The sequence below is a fragment of the Streptomyces sp. ASQP_92 genome, assembly GCF_025399895.1.
Lineage (GTDB): Bacteria > Actinomycetota > Actinomycetes > Streptomycetales > Streptomycetaceae > Streptomyces.
Map to the genome: position 1 here is coordinate 1 of NZ_JAODUA010000012.1, position 21,592 is coordinate 21,592.

Annotated in this window: 17 protein-coding genes; 5 read left to right on the forward strand and 12 right to left on the reverse strand. The window is 72.4% G+C overall.

Going from position 1 to position 21,592, the window contains the following annotated elements; translation table 11 throughout:
- Nucleotides 1–328: 328 nt before the first annotated feature.
- Nucleotides 329–1,336, reverse strand: coding sequence for a stage II sporulation protein M (locus N4G70_RS23455; protein ID WP_261714677.1), 1,008 nt, complete (start codon nt 1,334–1,336; stop codon nt 329–331).
- 128 nt (nt 1,337–1,464) lie between these two features.
- Here N4G70_RS23455 and N4G70_RS23460 point away from each other — a divergent pair, with 128 nt between their 5' ends.
- On the forward strand, nt 1,465–2,613 hold the full coding sequence (locus N4G70_RS23460; RefSeq protein ID WP_261714678.1) for an RDD family protein: 1,149 nt from the start codon (nt 1,465–1,467) through the stop codon (nt 2,611–2,613).
- 148 nt (nt 2,614–2,761) lie between these two features.
- Here N4G70_RS23460 and N4G70_RS23465 read toward each other — a convergent pair whose 3' ends face one another.
- The 8 genes from N4G70_RS23465 to N4G70_RS23500 form a co-directional block, all read right to left on the reverse strand.
- Nucleotides 2,762–3,382 carry a hypothetical protein gene (locus tag N4G70_RS23465; RefSeq protein ID WP_261714679.1) on the reverse strand — a complete coding sequence of 207 codons (621 nt, stop codon included), beginning with the start codon at nt 3,380–3,382 and terminating at the stop codon, nt 2,762–2,764.
- A gap of 246 nt (nt 3,383–3,628) precedes the next feature.
- Nucleotides 3,629–5,092: an adenosylhomocysteinase gene (gene ahcY, locus N4G70_RS23470; RefSeq protein WP_261714680.1), complete on the reverse strand. Its 1,464-nt coding sequence runs from the start codon at nt 5,090–5,092 to the stop codon at nt 3,629–3,631.
- A 309-nt stretch (nt 5,093–5,401) separates the two neighbouring features.
- On the reverse strand, nt 5,402–6,361 hold the full coding sequence (locus N4G70_RS23475; RefSeq protein WP_261714681.1) for a cation diffusion facilitator family transporter: 960 nt from the start codon (nt 6,359–6,361) through the stop codon (nt 5,402–5,404).
- A gap of 77 nt (nt 6,362–6,438) precedes the next feature.
- The gene (gene manA / locus N4G70_RS23480; protein ID WP_261714682.1) at nt 6,439–7,605 is read right to left on the reverse strand and encodes a mannose-6-phosphate isomerase, class I; all 1,167 of its coding nucleotides are present in this window, start codon (nt 7,603–7,605) and stop codon (nt 6,439–6,441) included.
- A gap of 188 nt (nt 7,606–7,793) precedes the next feature.
- Entirely contained in the window at nt 7,794–8,921 is a 1,128-nt protein-coding gene (locus tag N4G70_RS23485) for an SIS domain-containing protein (RefSeq protein ID WP_261714683.1), read from the reverse strand.
- A 64-nt stretch (nt 8,922–8,985) separates the two neighbouring features.
- Nucleotides 8,986–9,168, reverse strand: coding sequence for a Trm112 family protein (locus tag N4G70_RS23490; protein ID WP_261714684.1), 183 nt, complete (start codon nt 9,166–9,168; stop codon nt 8,986–8,988).
- A 298-nt stretch (nt 9,169–9,466) separates the two neighbouring features.
- Nucleotides 9,467–10,828 (reverse strand): phosphomannomutase/phosphoglucomutase, encoded by a 1,362-nt coding sequence (locus tag N4G70_RS23495; protein ID WP_261714685.1) that lies wholly within the window; start codon nt 10,826–10,828, stop codon nt 9,467–9,469.
- Nucleotides 10,829–11,078: 250 nt separating this feature from the next.
- Nucleotides 11,079–11,498 (reverse strand): DUF3499 domain-containing protein, encoded by a 420-nt coding sequence (locus N4G70_RS23500; RefSeq protein WP_120723060.1) that lies wholly within the window; start codon nt 11,496–11,498, stop codon nt 11,079–11,081.
- A 284-nt stretch (nt 11,499–11,782) separates the two neighbouring features.
- Here N4G70_RS23500 and N4G70_RS23505 point away from each other — a divergent pair, with 284 nt between their 5' ends.
- A complete protein-coding gene (locus tag N4G70_RS23505) occupies nt 11,783–12,259 on the forward strand; it encodes a metallopeptidase family protein (RefSeq protein WP_261714686.1) in 477 nt (158 codons plus the stop codon).
- A gap of 12 nt (nt 12,260–12,271) precedes the next feature.
- Here N4G70_RS23505 and N4G70_RS23510 read toward each other — a convergent pair whose 3' ends face one another.
- The 3 genes from N4G70_RS23510 to N4G70_RS23520 all read right to left on the reverse strand — a co-directional run bounded on the left by N4G70_RS23510 (nt 12,272) and on the right by N4G70_RS23520 (nt 18,075).
- Complete coding sequence (locus tag N4G70_RS23510; RefSeq protein ID WP_261714687.1) at nt 12,272–13,825, reverse strand: DUF5719 family protein; 1,554 nt, start codon at nt 13,823–13,825, stop codon at nt 12,272–12,274.
- The gene (locus N4G70_RS23515) at nt 13,822–17,565 is read right to left on the reverse strand and encodes a glycosyltransferase (RefSeq protein WP_261714688.1); all 3,744 of its coding nucleotides are present in this window, start codon (nt 17,563–17,565) and stop codon (nt 13,822–13,824) included. Before N4G70_RS23515 ends, N4G70_RS23510 begins: the two co-directional genes overlap by 4 nt.
- Before the next feature lie 246 nt (nt 17,566–17,811).
- Nucleotides 17,812–18,075, reverse strand: a complete 264-nt coding sequence (locus tag N4G70_RS23520) for a WhiB family transcriptional regulator (protein WP_053723761.1) — start codon at nt 18,073–18,075, stop codon at nt 17,812–17,814.
- 708 nt (nt 18,076–18,783) lie between these two features.
- Between N4G70_RS23520 and N4G70_RS23525 the strand changes: the two genes are divergently transcribed.
- Genes N4G70_RS23525 through N4G70_RS23535 form a run of 3 tightly spaced genes read left to right on the forward strand, consistent with a single transcriptional unit; the run spans nt 18,784 to nt 21,571 of the window.
- Entirely contained in the window at nt 18,784–19,287 is a 504-nt protein-coding gene (locus N4G70_RS23525) for a cysteine dioxygenase family protein (RefSeq protein WP_261714689.1), read from the forward strand.
- 38 nt (nt 19,288–19,325) lie between these two features.
- Nucleotides 19,326–20,282 (forward strand): 2-phospho-L-lactate transferase, encoded by a 957-nt coding sequence (gene cofD / locus N4G70_RS23530; RefSeq protein WP_261714690.1) that lies wholly within the window; start codon nt 19,326–19,328, stop codon nt 20,280–20,282.
- Nucleotides 20,279–21,571, forward strand: coding sequence for a coenzyme F420-0:L-glutamate ligase (locus N4G70_RS23535; RefSeq protein WP_261714691.1), 1,293 nt, complete (start codon nt 20,279–20,281; stop codon nt 21,569–21,571). The genes cofD and N4G70_RS23535 overlap by 4 nt, the downstream gene beginning before the upstream one ends.
- Nucleotides 21,572–21,592: the final 21 nt, after the last annotated feature.

Sequence of the window (21,592 nt, forward strand, 5' to 3'; positions counted from 1 at the left end):
TCCAGCTTAGCAGATCCGATTTCCGTTTCTGCCACCCGCTGGAGCGGGCTCCCGAATTGGTTTTGGCTTTCGCTTTTCCTTTTCGGCGATTCCGACTCTATCAGAAGCCATTCAGCCGATCGAATCGGCTTCTTGTGCTTCGAATGGTGAATCGGAGGGCTCATCGCGCGGAAATTCAATTTCCGGGGAGAGCGAGAGAGATGTTAGCCAGTGCGCTCGGGCTTGTCCAGTCCGAGGCAACCGTTTGAATCTACCTCCCCACGCCGACCGTGTCAACGGTTTTGGTGGGCGAAGGGGACAGTAGCAGGTCAGAGGCGTCGTACGCACATCACGCGGCCGTCGGGAGTTCGGCGCTGCGGCCCGTTTCCTCGACGTCGCCCGCCTCTCCGGCCCGGGCGGCTCGGCCGCCCAGGAGGTACACGTAGGCCAGGAACGCCAGCTCGGCGGTGATGCCCAGGGCGATACGGGCCCAGGTGGGCAGGCCGGACGGGGTTACGAAGCCCTCGATCATCCCGGAGACGAACAGCACCAGGGCCAGTCCGATCGCCATGCCCAGCGCCGCCCGGCCCTGCTCCGCCAGGGCCGCTCGACGCGTCCGCGGGCCCGGGTCCACCACGGTCCAGCCCAGGCGCAGGCCCGTACCCGCGGCGACGAACACGGCCGTCAGCTCCAGGAGGCCGTGCGGAAGGATCAGGCCGAGGAAGGTGTCGAGGCGGCCGGCGGAGGACATGAGGCCGATGCCGACGCCCAGGTTGAGCATGTTGAGCAGCAGGATCCACAGGACCGGGATGCCGAGGAACGCGCCCAGGACCAGGCACATCGCCGTGGCCTGGGCGTTGTTCGTCCACACCTGGGCCGCGAAGGACGCGGCCGGGTGACTTGAGTAGTAGGTCTCGTACTCGCCGCCAGGCCGCGTCATCTGGCGCAGGGCGTCAGGAGCGGCGAGCGCGGACTGCACCTCGGGGTGGGTGCCGATCCACCAGCCGATGACCACGGAGACAGCGATGGACACCAGAGCCGTGGGAATCCACCAACGGCGGGAGCGGTAGACGGCCGCGGGGAAGCCCGCCGTGAGGAAGCGTGCCGCGTCGCGCCAGCTCGCGCGGCGGGTGCCGGTCACGGTGGAGCGTGCGCGGGCCACCAGTTGGGTCAGGCGGCCGGTGAGCTGGGGGTCCGGGGTGGTCGTCTGTATGAGGGAGAGGTGGGTGGAGGTGCGCTGGTAGAGCGTCACCAGCTCGTCCGCCTCGGCTCCCGTGAGGCGCCGGCCGCGGCGCAGGAGGTGTTCGAGGCGGTCCCACTCCGCGTGGTGGGCGGTCACGAAGACGTCGAGGTCCATGTTCTGCTGCTGCTCCAGGCACTGGGTGCGTACGGTCCGTACTACTGCGACGCGTTGCGGGCCAGCTTGGCAGACTGGGGGCACCGAAGGGTGGGGAAGGTCGTCGTCTGTGGAGGGTGGGGTATCGGGTGAGCGCGCTGGTCACGGGGGATGCGGTCGTACTGGGGCTGCGGCCCGCGCGGTTGCCGAGTCGGGCGTTGGCGTTGGTGATCGATCTCGCGGTGGTGTGGGCGGCCTACATATTGGTCTCGCTGCTCATGTTGTTCGCCACCGCTTCCATGGATGACGCCGCCCAGGCCGCGATAGCGGTGACCCTCTTCCTGCTCGTACTGGTCGGGGCGCCCATCGCCGTCGAGACGCTGTCGCACGGGCGGTCACTGGGGAAGCTGGCCTGCGGTTTGCGGGTGGTGCGGGACGACGGCGGGCCGATCCGCTTCCGGCACGCGCTGGTGCGCGGGGCCATGGGGGTCGTCGAGATTCTGATGACGTTCGGGGTCGTGGGCTGTATCGCGTCGCTCGTCTCCGCGCGTGGGCGGCGCCTCGGGGATGTCTTCGCGGGGACGCTGGTCGTGCGCGAGCGGGTTTCGTCGGGGTGGGCCGCGGCCGTTCCGCCACCCCCGCCCTGGCTCGTGGGGCGCTTCGCCGGGCTTGATCTGTCACGCGTACCGGACGGGCTGTGGCTCGCGGTGCGCCAGTACCTGACGCGGATGCGGCAACTCGATCCGCAGGTGAGCTGGACGATGGCGGTGCGCCTGGCCGAGGACATGGCCGCCTGCACGGGGGCTCCCCTGCCCGGAGGCGTGCCGCCTGCCGCGTATTTGGCCGCTGTGGTGAGTGAGCGTCAGGCCCGTGATGCGCGGCGGGCGTTCGGTGGGGTACGCCCCGGCGTGGGTCCGGGGATGCAGGGTGCGATGGCGGCGCCGGGGGCTCAGGCGGCGTGGGTGGCAGCAGGCGTTCAGGGTTCGGGAGGTGGCGCGGGGGCTCCTGGTTCGGGAGCTGCGCCGGTTTACTCGCCGGTTCCGGGGGCGGGTCATGGCTTCGCCGCGGGAGCTGCTCCGCAGCCCGCTCAACCAGTTCAACCCGCCCATGGCTGGGGTCCGTTGGGCCGGTCCGCTTCGGGTGGGGCCGGTGGTGCCGGTGATCCGGGTGGGCTGGAACTTAGGGATGGGTCGGACGGCTCGGCGCGGTCGCACGTGCCGGACGGCTCCGCGGAGCGTTCGGCAGAGGGCGGCGCCCAGGGCGCCGTGCGCGTGACGGGGTTCGCGCCGCCCGCCTAGGCCCGCTGAGTTCGGGCCGCCCGCCCAGGCCAGCGGCCTCGGTGGGCTTGGTCGGCGCTGCCCGCACGGTCCGCGGGTTCGCTACGCCGCCTTGCTGGAACAGCCGGCCGGGACGGGGCCCGCGTTGCTCGGCGGGCGGGCCGGGCGGCTACGGCGCAGGGAACGTCGAGGGTGGGGATTCCAGGGATTCCAGCTCGATGCCGGGCGCCGCGAGGACCACGTCACCCGCGATGTGGACGGTGTGCTGCTCACCGGTGTCCAGGGCGCTGACCTGGTACTCGTCCACGATCAGGGGGCCATTGTCAGTGGCGTGCGCTTCACTTTTCAGCAGGGCCCAGGACTGGTCGATCGTGCGGGGGGCGAGGACCGGGTCCGTGAAGGTGACGAGGCGGACGCGCGTCGTCGGGGACTGGGGGGTGAGCCGGAGCAGACGGGAGGTGGCGACGAGAAACGCGGGGGAACCGCCGGCGAAGGCATGGGCGCGCACATTGCCTTCGGTGGCCTGGGTCCCGGAAGGGTCCGTACGGACCCAGGTGACGCCGTCGAGCGCGGCGCCTCGTACCTGCCAGGCCGCGGCATGGAGTTCGAGGCGGATCGGGCGCCCGAGTTCGTCGAGTGCGAGGTCCACGGAGCCCGCGTGGTCTCCGGAGGGGGTGGTGCGCTGGGACACGTAGCGCCAGCCGGAGGGGCCGGGCGCGCAGTGGAAGTGTTCTTCGCCGAGAGGGGTGTGGTCGTGGGGATCGTGAAGCGAATACCGGCCGCGGGGCATGGGGTCTCGGGGTCCTCGGAGATCGGGCGCTGACTCGGTGTGGAGCGGTATGGGGCAGGCCCCCGTCACGGGGGTGCGGGGGCCTGCCTCAGTACCGATGGCTACCGATGGCTGCCGATGACGCACCGGTGGAGCCCGAGTGCCGCTGAGGCCGGGTCGGCGGTGCCGTCAACTCCGGTGACCACAGGGCCTGTTGGCTCTACGGACGGAAAGTCCGCGGCCCTGTGGTCCTCGGGGTGTCGGGGCTCAGTAGCGGTAGTGGTCCGGCTTGTACGGACCGTCGACCTCGACGCCGATGTACGCGGCCTGCTCCGGGCGGAGTTCGGTGAGCTTGACGCCCAGCGCGTCCAGGTGGAGGCGGGCGACCTTCTCGTCGAGGTGCTTGGGCAGCACGTAGACATCGGTCGGGTACTCGGACGGCTTGGTGAACAGCTCGATCTGGGCCAGCGTCTGGTCCGCGAAGGAGTTGGACATGACGAAGGAGGGGTGACCCGTCGCGTTGCCGAGGTTCAGCAGGCGGCCCTCGGACAGGACGATCAGCACCTTGCCGTCGGGGAAGGTCCAGGTGTGCACCTGGGGCTTGACCTCGTCCTTGACGACGCCGGGGATCCTGGCCAGGCCGGCCATGTCGATCTCGTTGTCGAAGTGGCCGATGTTCCCGACGATCGCCTGGTGCTTCATCTTGGCCATGTCGGCGGCCATGATGATGTCCTTGTTGCCCGTCGTGGTGATGAAGATGTCCGCCTTGTCGACGACCTCGTCCAGGGTCGTGACCTGGTAGCCGTCCATCGCCGCCTGGAGGGCGCAGATGGGGTCGATCTCCGTGATGATGACGCGGGCGCCCTGGCCGCGCAGGGACTCGGCGCAGCCCTTGCCGACGTCGCCGTAGCCGCACACGACCGCGGTCTTGCCGCCGATGAGGACGTCGGTGGCGCGGTTGATGCCGTCGATCAGGGAGTGGCGGCAGCCGTACTTGTTGTCGAACTTCGACTTCGTCACGGCGTCGTTCACGTTGATCGCCGGGAAGAGGAGGACGCCGTCGCGCATCATCTCGTACAGGCGGTGGACACCGGTGGTGGTCTCCTCCGTCACGCCGCGGATCTCGGAGGCGAGCTGGGTCCACTTCTGGGGGTTCTCACCCAGGGTGCGGTTCAGCAGCGTGAGGATGTGGGCGTACTCCTCGGAGTCCGCCGTCGCGGGGTCCGGGGCCACGCCGGCCTTCTCGAACTCGACGCCCTTGTGCACCAGGAGGGTGGCGTCGCCTCCGTCGTCCAGGATCATGTTCGGGCCGCCGGTGGGGGTGTTCGGCCAGGTCAGCGCCTGCTCCGTGCACCACCAGTACTCCTCGAGGGTCTCGCCCTTCCAGGCGTAGACCGGGACGCCGGCGGGGGCCTCCGGAGTGCCGTTCGGGCCCACCGCGATGGCCGCGGCAGCGTGGTCCTGGGTGGAGAAGATGTTGCAGGAAGCCCAGCGGACCTCGGCGCCGAGGGCGACCAGGGTCTCGATCAGCACGGCGGTCTGCACGGTCATGTGCAGCGAGCCGGTGATGCGGGCGCCGGCGAGCGGCTGCGTGGCGGCGTACTCCCTGCGGATCGACATCAGGCCGGGCATCTCGTGCTCGGCGAGGGTGATCTCCTTGCGGCCGAAGGCGGCGAGGGAGAGGTCGGCGACCTTGAAGTCCTGGCCGGCGCCGGTGGTGACAGTCGTCATGCGGGCTGCTCCTCGTGGGTTGGTGGCGAGGGTGGGTACGGCTGGTCTGCGGGCGCGGCGATGGGCATGGGAGTGCCCGAACGCGCTCGCAGCGCAGTCCGTCGGAGGCCCTCTCTCCCTCGGCCGGGTCCACGGGGGACCGACCGACCGCCATCAGCAGCGACGTCTGGCTCTGGTCACGAATCTACACCGATCGGCCCAGCGAGCCCCAGCCTGCCTGGCCAGAGGCGCCGGTCGAAAAGCGGGACGGCGGCGGCCCGGGCGGAAGGGGCCGACGGGCGCTCCCGGGCCGGGCGGCCCGGCCGCAGGTCAGCGACCGCCCGGCGTGGCCAGCGGATCGGGGCCCGCCGCGGCTTCTTCCGCGCTGTAGATGTCCGGCTCCAGGTAGATGACCCTGGCGATCGGGACCGCCGCGCGGATGCGGGCTTCGGCCGCGTTGATCGCGGTGGCGATCTCCTGGGCCGTGTCGTCGTGCTGGACGGCGATCTTGGCTGCCACCAGGAGTTCCTCGGGACCCAGGTGGAGCGTGCGCATGTGGATGACGGAGGTCACCGCGGAGCCGTCCACGATGGCCGCCTTGATCTTCTCGACCTCGTCCGTACCCGCGGACTCGCCGAGGAGCAGCGACTTGGTCTCCGCCGCCAGGACGAGCGCGATGAGGATCAGCAGGATGCCGATGCAGAGCGTGCCGATGCCGTCCCAGACGCCGTTGCCGGTGGCCAGCGCGATGCCGACACCCGCGAGGGCCAGGGCCAGGCCGACCAGCGCGCCGAAGTCCTCCAGCAGGACGACCGGCAGCTCGGGCGCCTTGGCCCGGCGGATGAACTCCTTCCAGGACAGGCCGCCCCGGGTGACGTTCGATTCCTTGATCGCCGTACGGAAGGAGAAGCCCTCCGCGACGATGGCGAACACCAGGACCCCGACCGGCCAGTACCAGGCCTCGATCGCGTGCGGGTTCTTGATCTTCTCGTAGCCCTCGTAGACGGCGAACATGCCGCCGACGGAGAACAGCACGATCGAGACCAGGAACGCGTAGATGTAGCGCTCGCGGCCGTAGCCGAAGGGATGTTGCGGGGTCGCCTCGCGCTGGGCCTTCTTGCCGCCGACCAGCAGCAGGCCCTGGTTGCCGGAGTCGGCGAGCGAGTGGACGCTCTCCGCGAGCATCGACGACGAACCGCTGAACAGGAACGCCACGAACTTCGCGGCCGCGATGGCGAGGTTGGCGCTCAGTGCCGCCACGATGGCCTTGGTTCCGCCTGACGCGCTCATGGAGGTGCCGTCTTCCCTTCGTCGGTTGCCCTGGCGGGGCCGGCCGGTGCCGGACCCCGCGGCGGCACATTGTTACATCAGGCAACGACCGTGGCGCGGAACACGGTTCCCGCCCCGGTCAGCTCGGCCCGCTCCTCGGCGGGTACGAATACGGCTTCCCCCGGGGTCAGTGTCAATCCCCCGAGCGTGGGGTTGCCCGCGGTACAGAGCACGATCTGCGGGGTGGCGGCGGTCAGTTCGGTGGGGGCCGCGCCCTCGGCCCGTACGAAACGGGACAGGCGGAACTCGTCGATCGGGGTCTCGTACAGCTCCTCCCCGGTCGGCGAGGCCTCGGGGCGCAGCACGCCGGGGTCGGTCGGTTCGAAGCGGACGACGCGGAGCAGTTCGGGGACGTCGACGTGCTTGGGGGTCAGGCCGCAGCGCAGGACGTTGTCGGAGTTGGCCATGATCTCCACGCCCAGGCCGCCGATGTAGGCGTGCGGCACCCCGGCGCCGAGGAACAGGGCCTCGCCGGGCTGGAGTTGGACATGGTTGAGCAGGGTCACCGCGAGGACCCCCGGATCGCCCGGGAAGTGGTGTGCGAGGGAGGCGTAGGCCTCGTACTGCGCGCCGCCCAGGCGTGTGCAGGCGGCGGCCAGCTCGGTCACCGTCGCCGCCATCTCGTGACGGTCGGCGGTCAGCACGGCGGTGAGGACCTCGCGCAGGGCCGCCTCGGCGGGGTGGGCGCGCAGCAGGTCCACGTACGGCTTGAGCGAGTCGACCTCCAGGGCGGCCAGCACCCGCGCGCTCTCCTCCGGGTCGCGGAAGCCGCACAGGCCCTCGAACGGGGTGAGCGCGCAGATGAGTTCGGGCTTGTGGTTGGCGTCTTTGTAGTTGCGGTGCGGGGCGTCGAGGGGGATTCCGGCCCGCTCCTCGTTCTCGTACCCCTCCTTGGCCTGCGCGAGGTCGGGGTGGACCTGGAGGGAGAGGGGCGCCCCGGCGGCGAGGAGTTTGAACAGGAAGGGCAGGCGCGGGCCGAAGCGGGCGAGCGCGGCGCGGCCCAGTTCGCCCGCGGGGTCCGCCGCGATCACGTCTGACAACGATGTCTCGCCTGCGCCACGGTCGAGCCGGGAAGGCGCCCCGGGGTGGGCCCCCATCCACATCTCGGCCTGGGGCCGACCGGTCGGGTCGATGCCGAGGAGTTCCGGGATGAGGGTGGTGGAGCCCCAGGCGTAGGGGCGGATGGTGTTGGTGAGACGGTCCATGGGTGGTCCTGTGATCCCTTTCGGTGCCGGGAGACGTAGCTCGGCCGCCCGCCGGAGGCCTGCCCCTTGCCTGCGGCCGGCCCCGGCCCGTCCGGCGCGGTCGGGGGCGGGTCGGGGCGATGGGGTTCCGGTGGGGCCGTGGGTCAGGTCGGGGCGGGCTGGGGGCGGGCCGGGGTGGCGAGCCGTGGTCAGGTCGAGGCGATGGTGAGGTAGACCGTCGCGAAGTCGGTGATGGCGAGGAGTTCCGCGAGGCATTCGAGCTCGTTGCCCTCCTCGGGTTCGAGCTCGCTGATCGGGGTGTCGTGGGTGAGCGCGAGTTCACGTGCGGCCGGGGCCGCCGAGAGGCCGCCGGTGGGACGGTCGCGCAGCAGGACGATCCGGGCGTGCAGCCGCTCCGGCTCGTCGACGCGGTCGCGGAAGAAGTCGTCGGGGTCCGCGCCGGCCGCGAGCGTGCCCGCCAGGAGCACACCGTGGGCGGGCAGCGCCTCGGGCAGCGCGGCGGCGAGCGCCGGGTGGCCGGACAGCTCGCTGAGCACGGCGGCGAACCGGCGCCCGGCCGGAGCCGCGCCCACACCCTCGGTCCAGATGAGCGGCAGCGACTCGGCGAGCTCGGCCGCGAGCGTCTTGGCGGGATTGCCGTAGGTGGCGATCGCCGGGCCGCAGCGTTCCGCGGTGCGGTCGAGCCGGGCGGCGATCTTCTCGATCGTCTCGGGGGGCGCGCTGAGCAGGCCGACCCGGTCGAGCAGCGCGAGCAGCGGCGTGAACAGCGACCACAGCGCGCCGGGGCTCGCGGCGGACATCTCCGCCTCGTCGGGTTCGAAGGGGCCCGACGCCATCGGGACGAGCAGGCCGTGCACCCCGTCCACGGCCTCCGCGAGCGGGGAGCGTTCGGGGGCGACCGCGACGACGTTGCAGCCCCTGCGGTAGGCCTGCTCGGCGAGGAGGGCCAGGCCCGGCTCGGTGCCGTCGGGGGTGGTGATGAGGAGCAGGTCGACGGAGCCCGCCCACCCCGGCAGGGTCCAGCGGAGCGCGCCGGCCGCGGGCGCGACGCCGGTGGACTCCAGGCGCGTGACCGGCGCCGAGGCGCCCGCGAGCGCGGTGATCAGATCGGCCACCCCCGCGGCGGCGGTGCCGGGTCCTGCGATCAGCACCGACCGGGGGCGGCCCTCCGGCTTCAGCTCGGCGATGCCGGCCTCGGTGGCGTGCCGGGCCGCGGTACGGACGCGGGCGCCCGCCTCCGCGGCGCCGCGCAGCAGCCCACGGCGGTCGGCCCTGGCGAGGGCTTCCGGATCGTCGAGCAGCGACTCGTCGAGCATGGGGGTGGGCCTCCGGCTCTGCTTGGGGTTACCGGGACTGCGCGGGCGGGACCCGCACCCTGCGTCAGGCGGGGCGGCGGGCCTCGTCCACCAGGAGGACCGGGATGCCGTCCCGCACCGGGGAGGCCAGGCCGCAGTCCTTGCCGGTGCAGATCAGCTCGGGCTCGTCCGCCGAGGTCTCGTCGCGGAGCGGGGCGTGGCACGCCGGGCAGGCGAGGATCTGGAGGAGGCCGGCTTCGAGCGGCATGGGGTTCCCTTCGGCGGTTCGTCGTTCCGTGGTTCTGCTGCCGTACGCGTACGGCAGCACGCGCGCGGGGGTCGGGCCAGGTCAGCCTACCGCCGGGGTCGGTGGGGTGCGTGCGCGATGAAGGGAGCGGTTCGGCGGGCGGTGAGGGAGGTCCGGGAGAGGGCTCCGGGGCGCTCGGGAGCCGTCCCCCATGGAGGCCGCCTCCGTGAACGAAACGGGAGGCCGTCCGGAGCGAGGCCGGCGCCGGCCGGCCACCCGCACCCACCGCATCGGCCGGCCGCCCGCGTCACGACCGTCGTCAGCCGCGGACGATCGCCAGGACCTCGTCACGGACCTTGGCCATCGTCGCGGCGTCGCGGGCCTCCACGTTCAGGCGGAGCAGGGGCTCGGTGTTGGAGGCGCGCAGGTTGAACCACCAGTCCTGGGCGGTGACGGTCAGGCCGTCGAGCTCGTCCAGGGTGAGGCCGTCCTGGCCCTCGTAGGCGGCGCGGACCGCGGCCGCGCGGGCCGTCTGGTCGTCGACCGTGGAGTTGATCTCGCCCGAGCCCGCGTAGCGGTCGTACTGGGCGACGAGCGCGGACAGGGTGCCCTCCTGGCCGCCGAGCGCGGCCAGGACGTGCAGCGCGGCGAGCATGCCGGTGTCGGCGTTCCAGAAGTCGGCGAAGTAGTAGTGCGCGGAGTGCTCGCCGCCGAAGATCGCTCCGGTGGCCGCCATCTCCTGCTTGATGAAGGAGTGGCCGACCCGGGTGCGGACGGGGGTGCCGCCGTTCTCCCGGACGACCTCGGGGACGGACCAGGAGGTGATCAGGTTGTGGATCACCGTGCCGCCGGGGTGGCGGGCGAGTTCGCGGGCCGCGACCAGGGCGGTGATCGCGGAGGGCGAGACGGGCTCACCCCGCTCGTCGACGACGAAGCAGCGGTCGGCGTCGCCGTCGAAGGCGAGGCCGAGGTCGGCGCCCTCGGCGATGACGCGGGCCTGGAGGTCCACGATGTTGGCCGGGTCGAGCGGGTTGGCCTCGTGGTTGGGGAAGGTGCCGTCCAGCTCGAAGTACATCGGCACCAGGTCCAGGGGCAGGCCTTCGAACACGGTGGGCACGGTGTGCCCGCCCATGCCGTTGCCCGCGTCGACCACGACCTTGAGGGGGCGGATGGCGGAGAGGTCGACGAGGGCCTTGAGATGGGCCGCGTAGTCCGTCAACGTCTCGCGCTCGACGATCGTGCCCGCCTTCGCGGCCACGGCGGGCGCGCCCTGCTCGGACCACCGCTCGACCAGCGCGCGGATCTCGGCGAGGCCGGTGTCCTGGCCGACCGGGGCCGCGCCCTTGCGGCACATCTTGATGCCGTTGTACTGGGCCGGGTTGTGCGAGGCGGTGAACATCGCGCCCGGCAGGTCCAGGGCGCCCGAGGCGTAGTAGAGCTGGTCGGTGGAGCACAGGCCGATGAGGGTGACGTCCGCGCCCAGGGCGGACGCTCCGCGCGCGAAGGCCGCCGAGAGGCCGGGCGACGAGGGGCGCATGTCGTGGCCGACGACGATCGCGTCGGCCTGGGTCACGGTGACGAAAGCGGCGCCGAACAGCTCGGCGAGGGACTCGTCCCACTGATCCGGCACCACTCCGCGGACGTCGTACGCCTTCACGATCTGCGACAGATCAACAGCCACGGCCCAGCCTTCCCTGATGTCCTTGCCGACACCCTCCCCGGGGCGCCGACCGGTCTCCCAAACTACCGGGCGCCGCCTGGGAACAGGGCACAGCTTCGGTGGACCCGGAAACGACCGCGCCAACTCGGCGGCGGTGTCCGGGGGTTCGGGGCAGGGGCCGAGAACGGCGCGAGGAACGCGAGGAACGAGAGGAAGGGGACGGCGGGAAAGGCGCGGGTGCCGGAGGCCGGAAGGGCCCGGGTGTCCGACGTCAGGACTCGGGCGAGCGCAGGACGCGGAGATGGCCTCGGCGGCCGACCTCGACGGGGTCCGCCGCGCGCGCTCCGCCGGCCTCGGCGGCGCGCTCCTGGGGGCGGGCGGCCTCGCGTACGGCGTTGGCAAGCGCTTCCAGGTCGTCGCCGCTGGGGCGGGACGGGGCGGAGGCGTCGGTCAGCCGGACCACCTCCCAGCCACGGGGTGCGGTCAGCCGCTCGCTGTGCTCGGCGCACAGGTCGTAGCAGTGGGGCTCGGCGTAGGTGGCGAGCGGACCGAGAACTGCGGTCGAGTCCGCGTAGACGTACGTCAGTGTCGCGACGGCAGGGCGGCCGCACGCGGTGCGCGAACAGCGACGTACAGGGCTCACGACGTTGGACGGTACCGCACTCTTGACCGGGCCGCGACGACTCTCCACCAGCTCACTCCCCCGTGTCGCACTGTGAGCTCGGGCACAGGGACCGTCCGGGCAACTGCGCTGACCTGCACGGGAACAGAGGGCACCGGGCCCTTACCCGCCTTCTGGCGGGCGCCACTTGAGAATGATCCGGTCAAAGCACATCAAATCGTCGCCATCGAGCGGGCCGGTAACCGCTCACTCCCGCGGCCGAAATGGTCATCCGGCGACAGAGCCCCGACTTGCGCCCTCCGGGGCCGTCGCCGCGATCCTCACCGGCCCCGGAGGGCTACGCTGCGTCAGTGATGGACAGTTCCAGTTCAGCCGAAGGTACTGGCTCCCGTTCGGGGCCCCGGCGCCGCGACCGGCACGGCCGTGGCATGCGCGGGCCCGTGGCACCGCCGCAGGTGCCGCTCTCGGTCAGCAGGGCCGAGACCTTCCGCGATCTCGTGCTCGACTCGGTGGAGCGCCTGGAGCGCCGCTGGCCGCAGCTCGCGGAGGTGGAGTTCCTGATCAGCGACGTGCCGTTCAAGGACGCCCCCACCGCCGAGGACGACGGGGAGCCCGAGGCCTGGAGCGACGAGGCGGTGCCCCTCGGGCGCGCGGTCGCGGCCGGCAAGGACCGGCCCGCCCGGATCCTGGTCTACCGCAGGCCGGTGGAGATCCGCACCAAGAACCGGGACGAGCGGGCCCTGCTCGTCCACGAGGTCGTGGTCGAGCAGGTCGCCGAACTCCTGGGTCTGGCACCGGAGTCGGTCGACCCCCGGTACGGGCAGGAGTGAGCGCGAGGCCCGCTACTTCCCGAGGACCGAGAGGTCCTGGGCGGCGGCCGGCACCGCGACCGTGCCCTTGTCGTCGGCCGGGGTCTGCACCGTGAACATCGGGACGCCGTCCTGGGTGATCGCCAGCGTGCGCGCCGCGTAGACGGGGCCGCCGTTCGCGTCGGGCTCGATGGTCAGCGCGTAGGAGCCCTTGAGGCCCTGAGGGGCCGGCGGGTCGACGGCGAGGGTGGTGCCCGCCTTAACGGTGTACGTCTTGGACTGCGGCTCGCCCCCCTCGGTGCCGGCGGAGGAGGTGACCTTCACCGTGGCGTCCTTGGCGCCGGGCGCCGTCAGGGTGAGCGTCGAGGCCTTGGCGCGGTTGTCCGTGACCGTCGCGCGCGTGCCCACCGGAGCGGTCGCCGGGATGAAGGCGACCTCCTGCTTGTCGCTCGTGCCCCGGACCACGCGCAGCGCCGCGACAACCGGAGTGCCACCGTCCGAAACCGGGCTGAGCACAAGGGAACCCGACTCGCCCCTCGTGACGTTCTTGAGATCGAAGGACGCCGTCATCCCCGATTTCACATGGACGCTGTCCAGCCCCACCGGTGTGAAGCTGCTCCCCTTGCTCGCCAGCTTCACCTTGAGGTCCGCGTCGTCCGCTCCCTGGGCGTGCACGATCAGGCGTACGTCGGTGGCGTCTGCCGGGATGCCCGGCAGCACCTGGGTGGGGGCCGCGTCCGCCGAGGCGGCCAGCCAGTCCGCGCCCGCCTTCGCGTCGGTGGCCTGCACCGCCGCGCCGACCCGGCCCGCCCGGGTCGTGACATGCACCGTCAGATCGTCGGCCACCGTGCCGGTCAGGGTGGAAAGGAGAACGGGAACGCTCGACTTGGCGGGGATCGTGATGCCCTCGCCGACGTCGGCCTTGAGGGGACCGTCCTTGCCGAAGAGCTCGATGTCGGCGACGGCCGCGGTGTCGTCCGGGTTGGTGAGGTGGACGTAGTCCTGGCGGTCCTTGGCCGTGGACGCGCCGGGGAACCAGAAGTCGGCGTCCGGCGCGGAGCAGGCGATGCCGAGCAGGGCGCGGCCGACACCACCGGTGATCTGGGTGGTCTGCTGGGCGGCCCAGCCCGGGGCCAGCGATCCGTCGGCCGAGCCGGTGAGGGCGGGCGCGTCGGCGCCGGACACGGTGGTGGCGACGGGCTTGCCGGGCTCCTTGAGGGAGATGACCGGCTTGTCGGAGGCGGGCTTCGTGGACGCCTTCTTGTCCTTGCCGTCCTTGGCCTTGCCGGTCGAGGGGGCGCCGGAGTCGGCGGGCGGCGGGACCGCCGGGGTCAGGGTCGCCGTGGCCGGCTTGCCCTGTGGGGCGCCCTGCGCCGGGGACTTGGGGGTGACCGCCGTGTACGTCGTCTGGGCGAGGTCGGAGTTGCTGGGCGCCGGGCACAGCAGGCTGGAGCGTTCGACGGGCAGGCGCGCCGGGGACGTGGCGGAGGTGTCGGCCGGGCCCGCGGGTGCGGTGAGCGAGGCGAAGCCGGTCAGCGCGGCCAGCGCGACGGCCCCCGCGGCGAGGGAGAGGGTGGTGCGCTTCACTGCTGACTCCCGTCGGGGCGGTGCGGCTGCTGCTCGGGCGGCTCGGGCGGGTACCCGTAGCCGTACGGGTCGTACGAGCCCTCCGGCGGCGGCTGTTGGGCGTCCGGCTGCGCGTAGGGGTCATACGCCTGCGCGCCGCCCTGCCCGCCGCCGTACTGTCCGTCGCCGTACTGCTGCTCCCCCAACTGCCCTTCGCCATCGGGGACTCGGGGGTACGAGCCGTCCGGGTAGTGCTGCTCGGGATAGGACGCCTGGGTGTACTGGCCGTCGGCGTACTGGCCGTCGGGGTACTGCTGGTAGCCGGGGTAGTGCTGCTGGTACGGGTCGTAGCTCTGCCGCGCCTGCTGGTCGTGCTCCGCGGTGTCGGCCGGGGAGGCGGTGGCGTACTGCGCCGTTTCCCATTCCCCGTACGCGGGCTGCTGGGGCACCTCGGCCGGGCGGGCCGGCTGCTCGGGGGACGAGCCCTCGGTTTCGGCCTCGGCCTGGGCGCGGAGCCTGCGGGCCCGCCTGCCCTCACCGGCGACCGGCTGCGCCGGGACGGCGGCCGGGGCCTGCTCCGGCTCGGGCAGGTCGTCGTCGATCTCCCGGCGCCGGCCCGGCAGGGCCAGCACGAGCAGGACGAGGGCGAGCGCGGCCTGGGTCCAGATCCACACCGTGTGGGTGAACGGGGCGTCATAGGTGACGTTCAGGCGGCCCGCCCCGGCGGGGAGTTCGAAGCCCTGGGCCCAGTCGTCGACGGTGGTCTTCTTGAGCGCCTTGCCGTCGAGGGTGGCGCTCCAGCCGGGGGCCGCCGTGTCGGCGATCCGCAGGACGCGGCCCGCCTCGCCGGCCGGGACGGTGGTGTGGATCTCGACGGGGTCGGCGGCGACCGGCAGGGTCTCGCCGCCCTTGGCCGGGACGATCACCGCGCGGGCGACCTGGCGGTCCACCCGCCACAGCGCGCTGCCGTCGAGCTGGCTGAGCCGGGTAAGACCGGGTGTCGAGTCCAAGGTGCGGGCGAACGCGCGGGGCGCGCCGTCGCGGACCAACACATAGCGCACGGCGAATCCGCTGAGCTGGCTCGACTGGTCGGCGCCGGAGCCCGCGACGAGGTTGGAGACGACCTTGCCCAGCCGGGCGTCGCCGCTGCCGGACGCGGCGAGTTCCGCGTCGCCGAGCTGCGCGCCGGAGCCCCTGACCAGGGTGTAGGCGACCTTGGCGGGCGAGGTGCCGCCGAGGACCAGGGTGCGGGCCTGGTCACGGGTGCCGCTCTCCTCGGCGACGAACGCCGGCACCTGTACGGGGTTGCGTCGCTTCAGCGGGCCGTCGGCGCCGCCGATCATCCAGTGCGCGGCGCTGTACACCGGGCCGAGCGCGGCCGCGAGCGCGATCAGCGCGGCGACCGGCTGGCGCCAGCCGAAGCCGTGCCCGGCGACGCGGGTGCGGCCGTACTCGGCGCCGAGCGAGGCGGCGGCGAGCAGCGCGAGCCCGTACACGAGGGTGGCCGGGCCCGCCCAGGCGCTCCGGTTCGCCAGGACCGCGAAGAGGAATCCGGTCAGCGCGACGACCCAGGAGGCGCGGATGGCGAAGGCGCGCTCCTCGCGGAGCAGCGCGGCGAGCGCCGCCCCGACGATGCCGATGAGGAGCAGCCCGCCGACCGTCTTGGGCCCGCCGGGACTGGCCCCGAGCAGGTCGAGCGCACCGGCCGAGCCGTCGCCGTACTCCAGGCCCGCCTCCTTGAGGAAGCCGGACGGCGCGGTGAGCAGGGTGAGCGACCAGGGCGCGAGCATCAGCACAGGGGTGCCGACGGCGGCCAGCAGGCGCAGCCCGTACGCCGTGATGTCGCTCCGGCGCAGCACGAGCACGCCGAGGCCGAGCAGCACCGCGAGCGGCCATACGACGGGGGTGAACGCCGTCGCGACGGTCAGGAGCAGTGCGTACGTCCAGGTGGCGCGCCAGCTGCCGCGCGCCCCGTCGCCGCGGAACCCGGCGGCCGACACACCGGCCCGGGCGATCAGCGGCAGCAGGATCGCGAGGACGGCGGTGCCGAGCCGGCCCGCGGCGAGCGCGCCGGTGGCGGCGGGCAGGAACGCGTAGGCGATGGCCGCCCAGGCGCGCAGTTGGCGCGAGGCGACGAGGGGGCGGGAGGCGAAGTAGGCGGTGAGCCCGGCCAGCGGGACCGAGCAGACCAGGAGCAGGGTCAGCGCGAAGCCGGTGGAGCCGAAGCAGAGCGCGGACAGCACGGCGAGGATCGCGAGGTAGGGCGGGGCCGTCTGGGTGCCGCCGGCGCCGATGGGGTGCCAGGCGTCGGCGTAGCGGCCCCACAGGTTGCCGATGTGGTCGGGCGCGGGCAGCAGGGCGCCGCCCATGAGGGTGCCGCCGCCGAGCAGATTGCGGCAGGCGACCAGGGAGACGACCAGGAGGAGCGCGAACAGGACCGGCGCGGGTTTGCGGGCGATCTTCTTGAGGCGGGCGAACTGCTCGATCTCCAGGAAGTCGGCGTCGTCGCCGCCGGGCCCCGATTCGACGGCGCCGTGCCGGGAGCCGCCGGTGTCCTCGGTGCCCGCGCCGAGGCTGCCCGCCACCGATTCGACGGTGGCGCGGATGGTGGCGCCGGGCGGCGGGAACAGGGGGCGCAGCTCGCCGGCCTCGACGCCGCTCTTGCCGCGCTTCTTGCGTCCGGCGAGGATCCGGCCGGGCCGCAGCAGGGTGGCGAAGAGGCCCATGACCTCGTCGACGGCCTGGCCCGGCACCTTGCCCAGGAGGTAGGCGACGGTGCGCAGGACCGTGCCGACCACGATGCGCAGGAACACGTAAGGGAGCAGCGCGGGGCGGGAGTTGACGAGCATGGTGTAGACGGCGCCGGCCTTGTCGACCCGGTGCGGGTTGACGACCGAGCGGCCCGCGCAGTCGACGGTGCGCCGTTCGCGGGCGGCGGCCTCCGCGTGGCGGACCGCGGCGTCGGGGGCGACCAGAACGGTGTGTCCGGCCGCGTGGGCGCGCCAGCACAGGTCGACGTCGTCTCGCATGAGGGGCAGTCTTCGGTCGAAGCCGCCGAGTTCCTGCCACACGTCGCGGCGGATCAGCATGCCCGCGGACGACACGGAGAGGACCGGGCGGACCTGGTCGTGCTGGCCCTGGTCCTGTTCGCGCCGGTCCAGACCCGTCCAGCGGCGCCCGCTGTGGGCGATGGAGACGCCGACTTCGAGGAGTTGCTTGCGGTCGTACCAGCCGCGCAGCTTGGGGCCGACGATCGCGGCCTGGGGGTTGGAGTCGGCGACGCGCAGCAGTTCGGCGAGCGCGTCGGGCTCGGGCGCGCAGTCGTCGTGGAGCAGCCAGAGCCACTGCACGGGCTCGCCGTGCGGGAGTTCGGGCAGGTCGTAGCTGTCGTCGCGCCAGGTGCGCGAGACGGGGTCCCAGCCGCTGGGCCGCTTGAGGTAGGCCAGTTCCTCGGGGCCGAGCACGGGCGCGGTGCGGGCCGCCTCCTCGACGGCGGCGCCGAATCCGGTGCGGCGGGCGAGGTGCAGGACGCGTTCGGCGCCGAGGGCCTCGGTGACCAGGCGCGCGGAGTCGTCGGCGCTGCCGGTGTCGGCGGCGTAGGCGTTCTGTACGGGGCGTTCCTGGCCGAGGAGTCCGGCCAGGACGTCGGGGAGCCAGCGTGCGCCGTCGTGCGAGACGAGGACGGCGGTGACGACATGGCGGGGGAACTCGGGAGTCGTGGCCGCCTCGTACGGGGCCGTCGACTGGCTGTGCACGGACATCGAGGTACGGGCCCCTCCGCCCCGGAAGGCTGCTGTGCTGACTGCGGTCGGCGCGGCCGGTGTTGTGAGACGGGCTCTGACGTGACCGGAGTGCCGTGGACAGCGCCCCACACTAACGGCTGCCACACAAACGGTCCGCCGTCTGCGAGCGGGGCGCAGACGGCGGACCGTTGGTTGTGTACGGAGTTGGGCGGTTTGGGGTGCCCGGGGTGGTCGCCGAGGGTCGGGCGGCGGACTTCTCCGGCCTCAGACGGCGGCCTTCTTCAGACGCCGGCGCTCGCGCTCGGACAGGCCGCCCCAGATACCGAACCGCTCGTCGTTGGCGAGTGCGTACTCGAGGCATTCCGAACGCACTTCGCAGGCGAGGCAGACCTTCTTCGCCTCTCTGGTGGAGCCGCCCTTTTCGGGGAAGAAGGATTCGGGGTCGGTCTGGGCGCAGAGGGCCCGTTCCTGCCAGCCGAGCTCCTCTTCGGCCTCGTCGACCAGCAGTTCCTGAAACAGCTCGGTCATGTGCGCCCCTCGTCTGTCTTTTGCTGCCCCGTGATGTTGCCGTTACCGAAACCGGCCGAACGACACGAGTGAAATTACAAGTGTGCGGATCCGGGCGAGTCAAGCCGAGATCTGCTATTGGGTCCCGTATTCACTCTGCGGAACCAAGGCTTTGCGGAAAGTGTTCAAATCAGCCAAAAGGTGACACATGCCACTGGCTCACGCCACCACCTCTCGCGCCGATCCGCCCGGTTCCCGTTCGAGTGCAACCAGAGGGGAGGACGAGACGAGTGTTGATCTTGTTGCGCCCGGTACCCCGAAAGCGGCCCGGATCACATTCGGATCACGAGAAAATGACGACGTTTGATTGCCCGTCTGCTGCGCCACATCTCCCGCCTCAGGACTGCACAAACCTTTCTCCGGCCCCAGTAACCGGATGAGGTGAAACAATGCCGCCAAATCGGTCATTGAGTTGACAACAGACTCATGAGCCGGTCTCCTGGATCGCATGTCAGCGACCACAGCGCACCGAGCGACCCACGTCCGTGGGTTCCGCAGCGCTGTCCAGGCGCGCTGTTGCTGTTCGAGCTGTTGATCCCGCACCGCTTTCCCGTGCGATCCAGCTTCTCCCCCCGCCACCCCTGAGACGCCACGCGTCCGGGCGGCCGCGTCTCCACGAGACACCTCATCTGCGACACCCCAGCGCTCCTGCCGAGGAACCCCCGCACCATGAACAGCAGCCACAGCGACCTCCAGATCGCCGGCGACATCCTGGAGGTCCAGCACCTCCTCCAGCCCGCCCGTGAGCACCCCGCAACCGTCGCCGAGTTCGCCGGACTCGCCCGTGCCATCGCCGCCGACCGCTCCCAGTGGGCCCACCTCGTCCAGTACGACGCCGTCTCGCGCTGGTACCACCGGCTGCGCACCGGGCCCGGCTACGAGGTCTGGCTGCTTTCCTGGGTGCCCGGTCAGGGCAGCGGCGCCCACGACCACGGCGCGTCCTCGGGCGTGCTGACCGTCCTGGACGGCGAGCTGACCGAGCACACCGAGCGCGGCGTACGGAGCCTGGCCGCCGGGTCCCAGCGGGTGTTCGCGCCGGGCTACGCCCACGACGTCGTCAACGACTCCCTGGAACCGGCCGTGAGCCTGCACATCTACTACCCCGGCCTGACCGACATGCCGATGCACCCCGCCCAGGCCTCCCGGGCGGCCCAGAACGCCGTACCGGCCTGAGCGCTCGGGGGCCACGCCCGGCCTGACAGACTGTCCGCATGCGCATTGTGGTTCTGGCAGGCGGCATCGGTGGTGCCCGCTTCCTCCGTGGTCTCAAGTCCGCCGCCCCCGACGCGGACATCACCGTCATCGGCAACACCGGCGACGACATCCACCTGTTCGGCCTGAAGGTCTGCCCCGACCTGGACACCGTGATGTACACCCTGGGCGGTGGCATCAACGAGGAGCAGGGCTGGGGGCGTACGGACGAGTCCTTCACCGTGAAGGAGGAGCTCGCCGCGTACGGGGTCGGGCCCGAGTGGTTCGGGCTCGGCGACCGCGACTTCGCCACCCACATCGTCCGTACGCAGATGCTCGGCGCGGGCTACCCGCTGAGCGCCGTCACCGAGGCGCTGTGCGCGCGCTGGCAGCCCGGTGTCCGCCTCATCCCGATGTCCGACGACCGCGTCGAGACCCATGTCGCCATCGATGTGGACGGCGAGCGCAGGGCGGTGCACTTCCAGGAGTACTGGGTGAAGCTGCGGGCCTCCGTGGAAGCGCAGGCCGTCGTGCCGGTCGGCGCCGAGCAGGCCAAGCCCGCGCCCGGTGTCCTCGAGGCGATCGCCTCGGCCGACGTCATCCTCTTCCCGCCGTCCAACCCGGTCGTCTCGGTCGGCACCATCCTGGCCGTGCCCGGCATCCGCGAGGCGATCGCCGAGGCGGGGGTGCCGGTGGTGGGCCTGTCCCCCATCGTCGGGGACGCCCCGGTGCGCGGCATGGCCGACAAGGTGCTCGCGGCGGTCGGCGTGGAGTCCACGGCGGCGGCGGTCGCCGAGCACTACGGTTCGGGCCTGCTCGACGGCTGGCTGGTCGACACCGTGGACGCGGCCTCGACCGCCCGCGTCGAGGAGGCGGGCATCCGCTGCCGCGCGGTGCCGTTGATGATGAGTGACCTGGACGCGACGGCCGCGATGGCCCGCGAGGCGCTGACCCTCGCCGAGGAGGTCCGCGCGTGAGCCCTGCCTCCTTCCGGGTGTGGGCGGTGCCCGGGCTGCCCGAGGTGGGCCCCGGCGACGACCTCGCCAAGCTGATCGCGGCGGCCGAGCCCGGCCTCGCCGACGGCGACATCCTGCTCGTCACCTCGAAGATCGTCTCCAAGGCGGAGGGCCGGATCACCGAGGCCGCCGACCGCGAGGCGGCCATCGACGCCGAGACGGTACGGGTGGTCGCGCGACGCGGCACCCTGCGCATCGTCGAGAACCGGCAGGGCCTGATCATGGCCGCGGCGGGCGTGGACGCCTCCAACACCCCGGCCGGGACGGTCCTGTTGCTGCCCGAGGACCCGGACGCCTCGGCGGCTGCGATCCGGGCCGGGCTGCGTGCCGCGCTCGGCGTCGAGGTCGGCGTGATCGTCACGGACACCTTCGGCCGGCCCTGGCGCAACGGCCTCACCGACGTGGCGATCGGCGCCAGCGGCGTACGCGTCCTGGACGACCTGCGCGGCGGCACGGACGCGCACGGCAATCCGCTGAGCGCGACGGTGATCTCGCTCGCCGACGAACTGGCCGCGGCGGGCGACCTGGTGAAGGGCAAGGCGGGCGGGCTCCCGGTCGCCGTGGTCCGCGGCCTGGGACACCTCGCGGGCGACGGTTCGGCCCGCGAGATGGTGCGCGCCGCGGCCGACGACATGTTCCGCCTGGGCACCTCCGAGGCGGTACGGGAGGCGGTCACCCAGCGGCGTACGGTACGGGCCTTCACGGACGAGCCGGTCGACCCGGGGGCCGTGCGGCGCGCGGTGGCGGCGGCGGTGACCGCGCCGGCCCCGCACCACACCACGCCCTGGCGGTTCGTGCTGCTCGAATCGAGCGCGTCCCGCACCCGGCTGGTCGACGCGATGCGGGACGCCTGGATCGGTGACCTACGCCGCGACGGCAAGTCCGAGGAGTCGATCGCGAAGCGGGTCGCGCGGGGCGAAGTCCTGCGCGCGGCACCGTACTTGGTGGTTCCCTGCCTGGTGACGGACGGCGCGCACCACTACGGCGACGCGCGGCGCGACGGCGCCGAGCGCGAGATGTTCGTGGTCGCCATGGGCGCCGGCGTACAGAACTTCCTGGTGGCCCTCGCGGGTGAGCGGCTCGGCTCGGCGTGGGTGTCCTCGACGATGTTCTGCCGCGATGTCGTACGCGACGTCCTGGACCTGCCCGCCGGGTGGGACCCGATGGGCGCGGTGGCCGTCGGTCACGCGGCCGAGCCGCCCCGGGAGCGCCCGGAGCGTGAGGCGTCGGCGTTCATCGAGGTGCGCTGAGCGGGCGCCGGGGCCCGAATC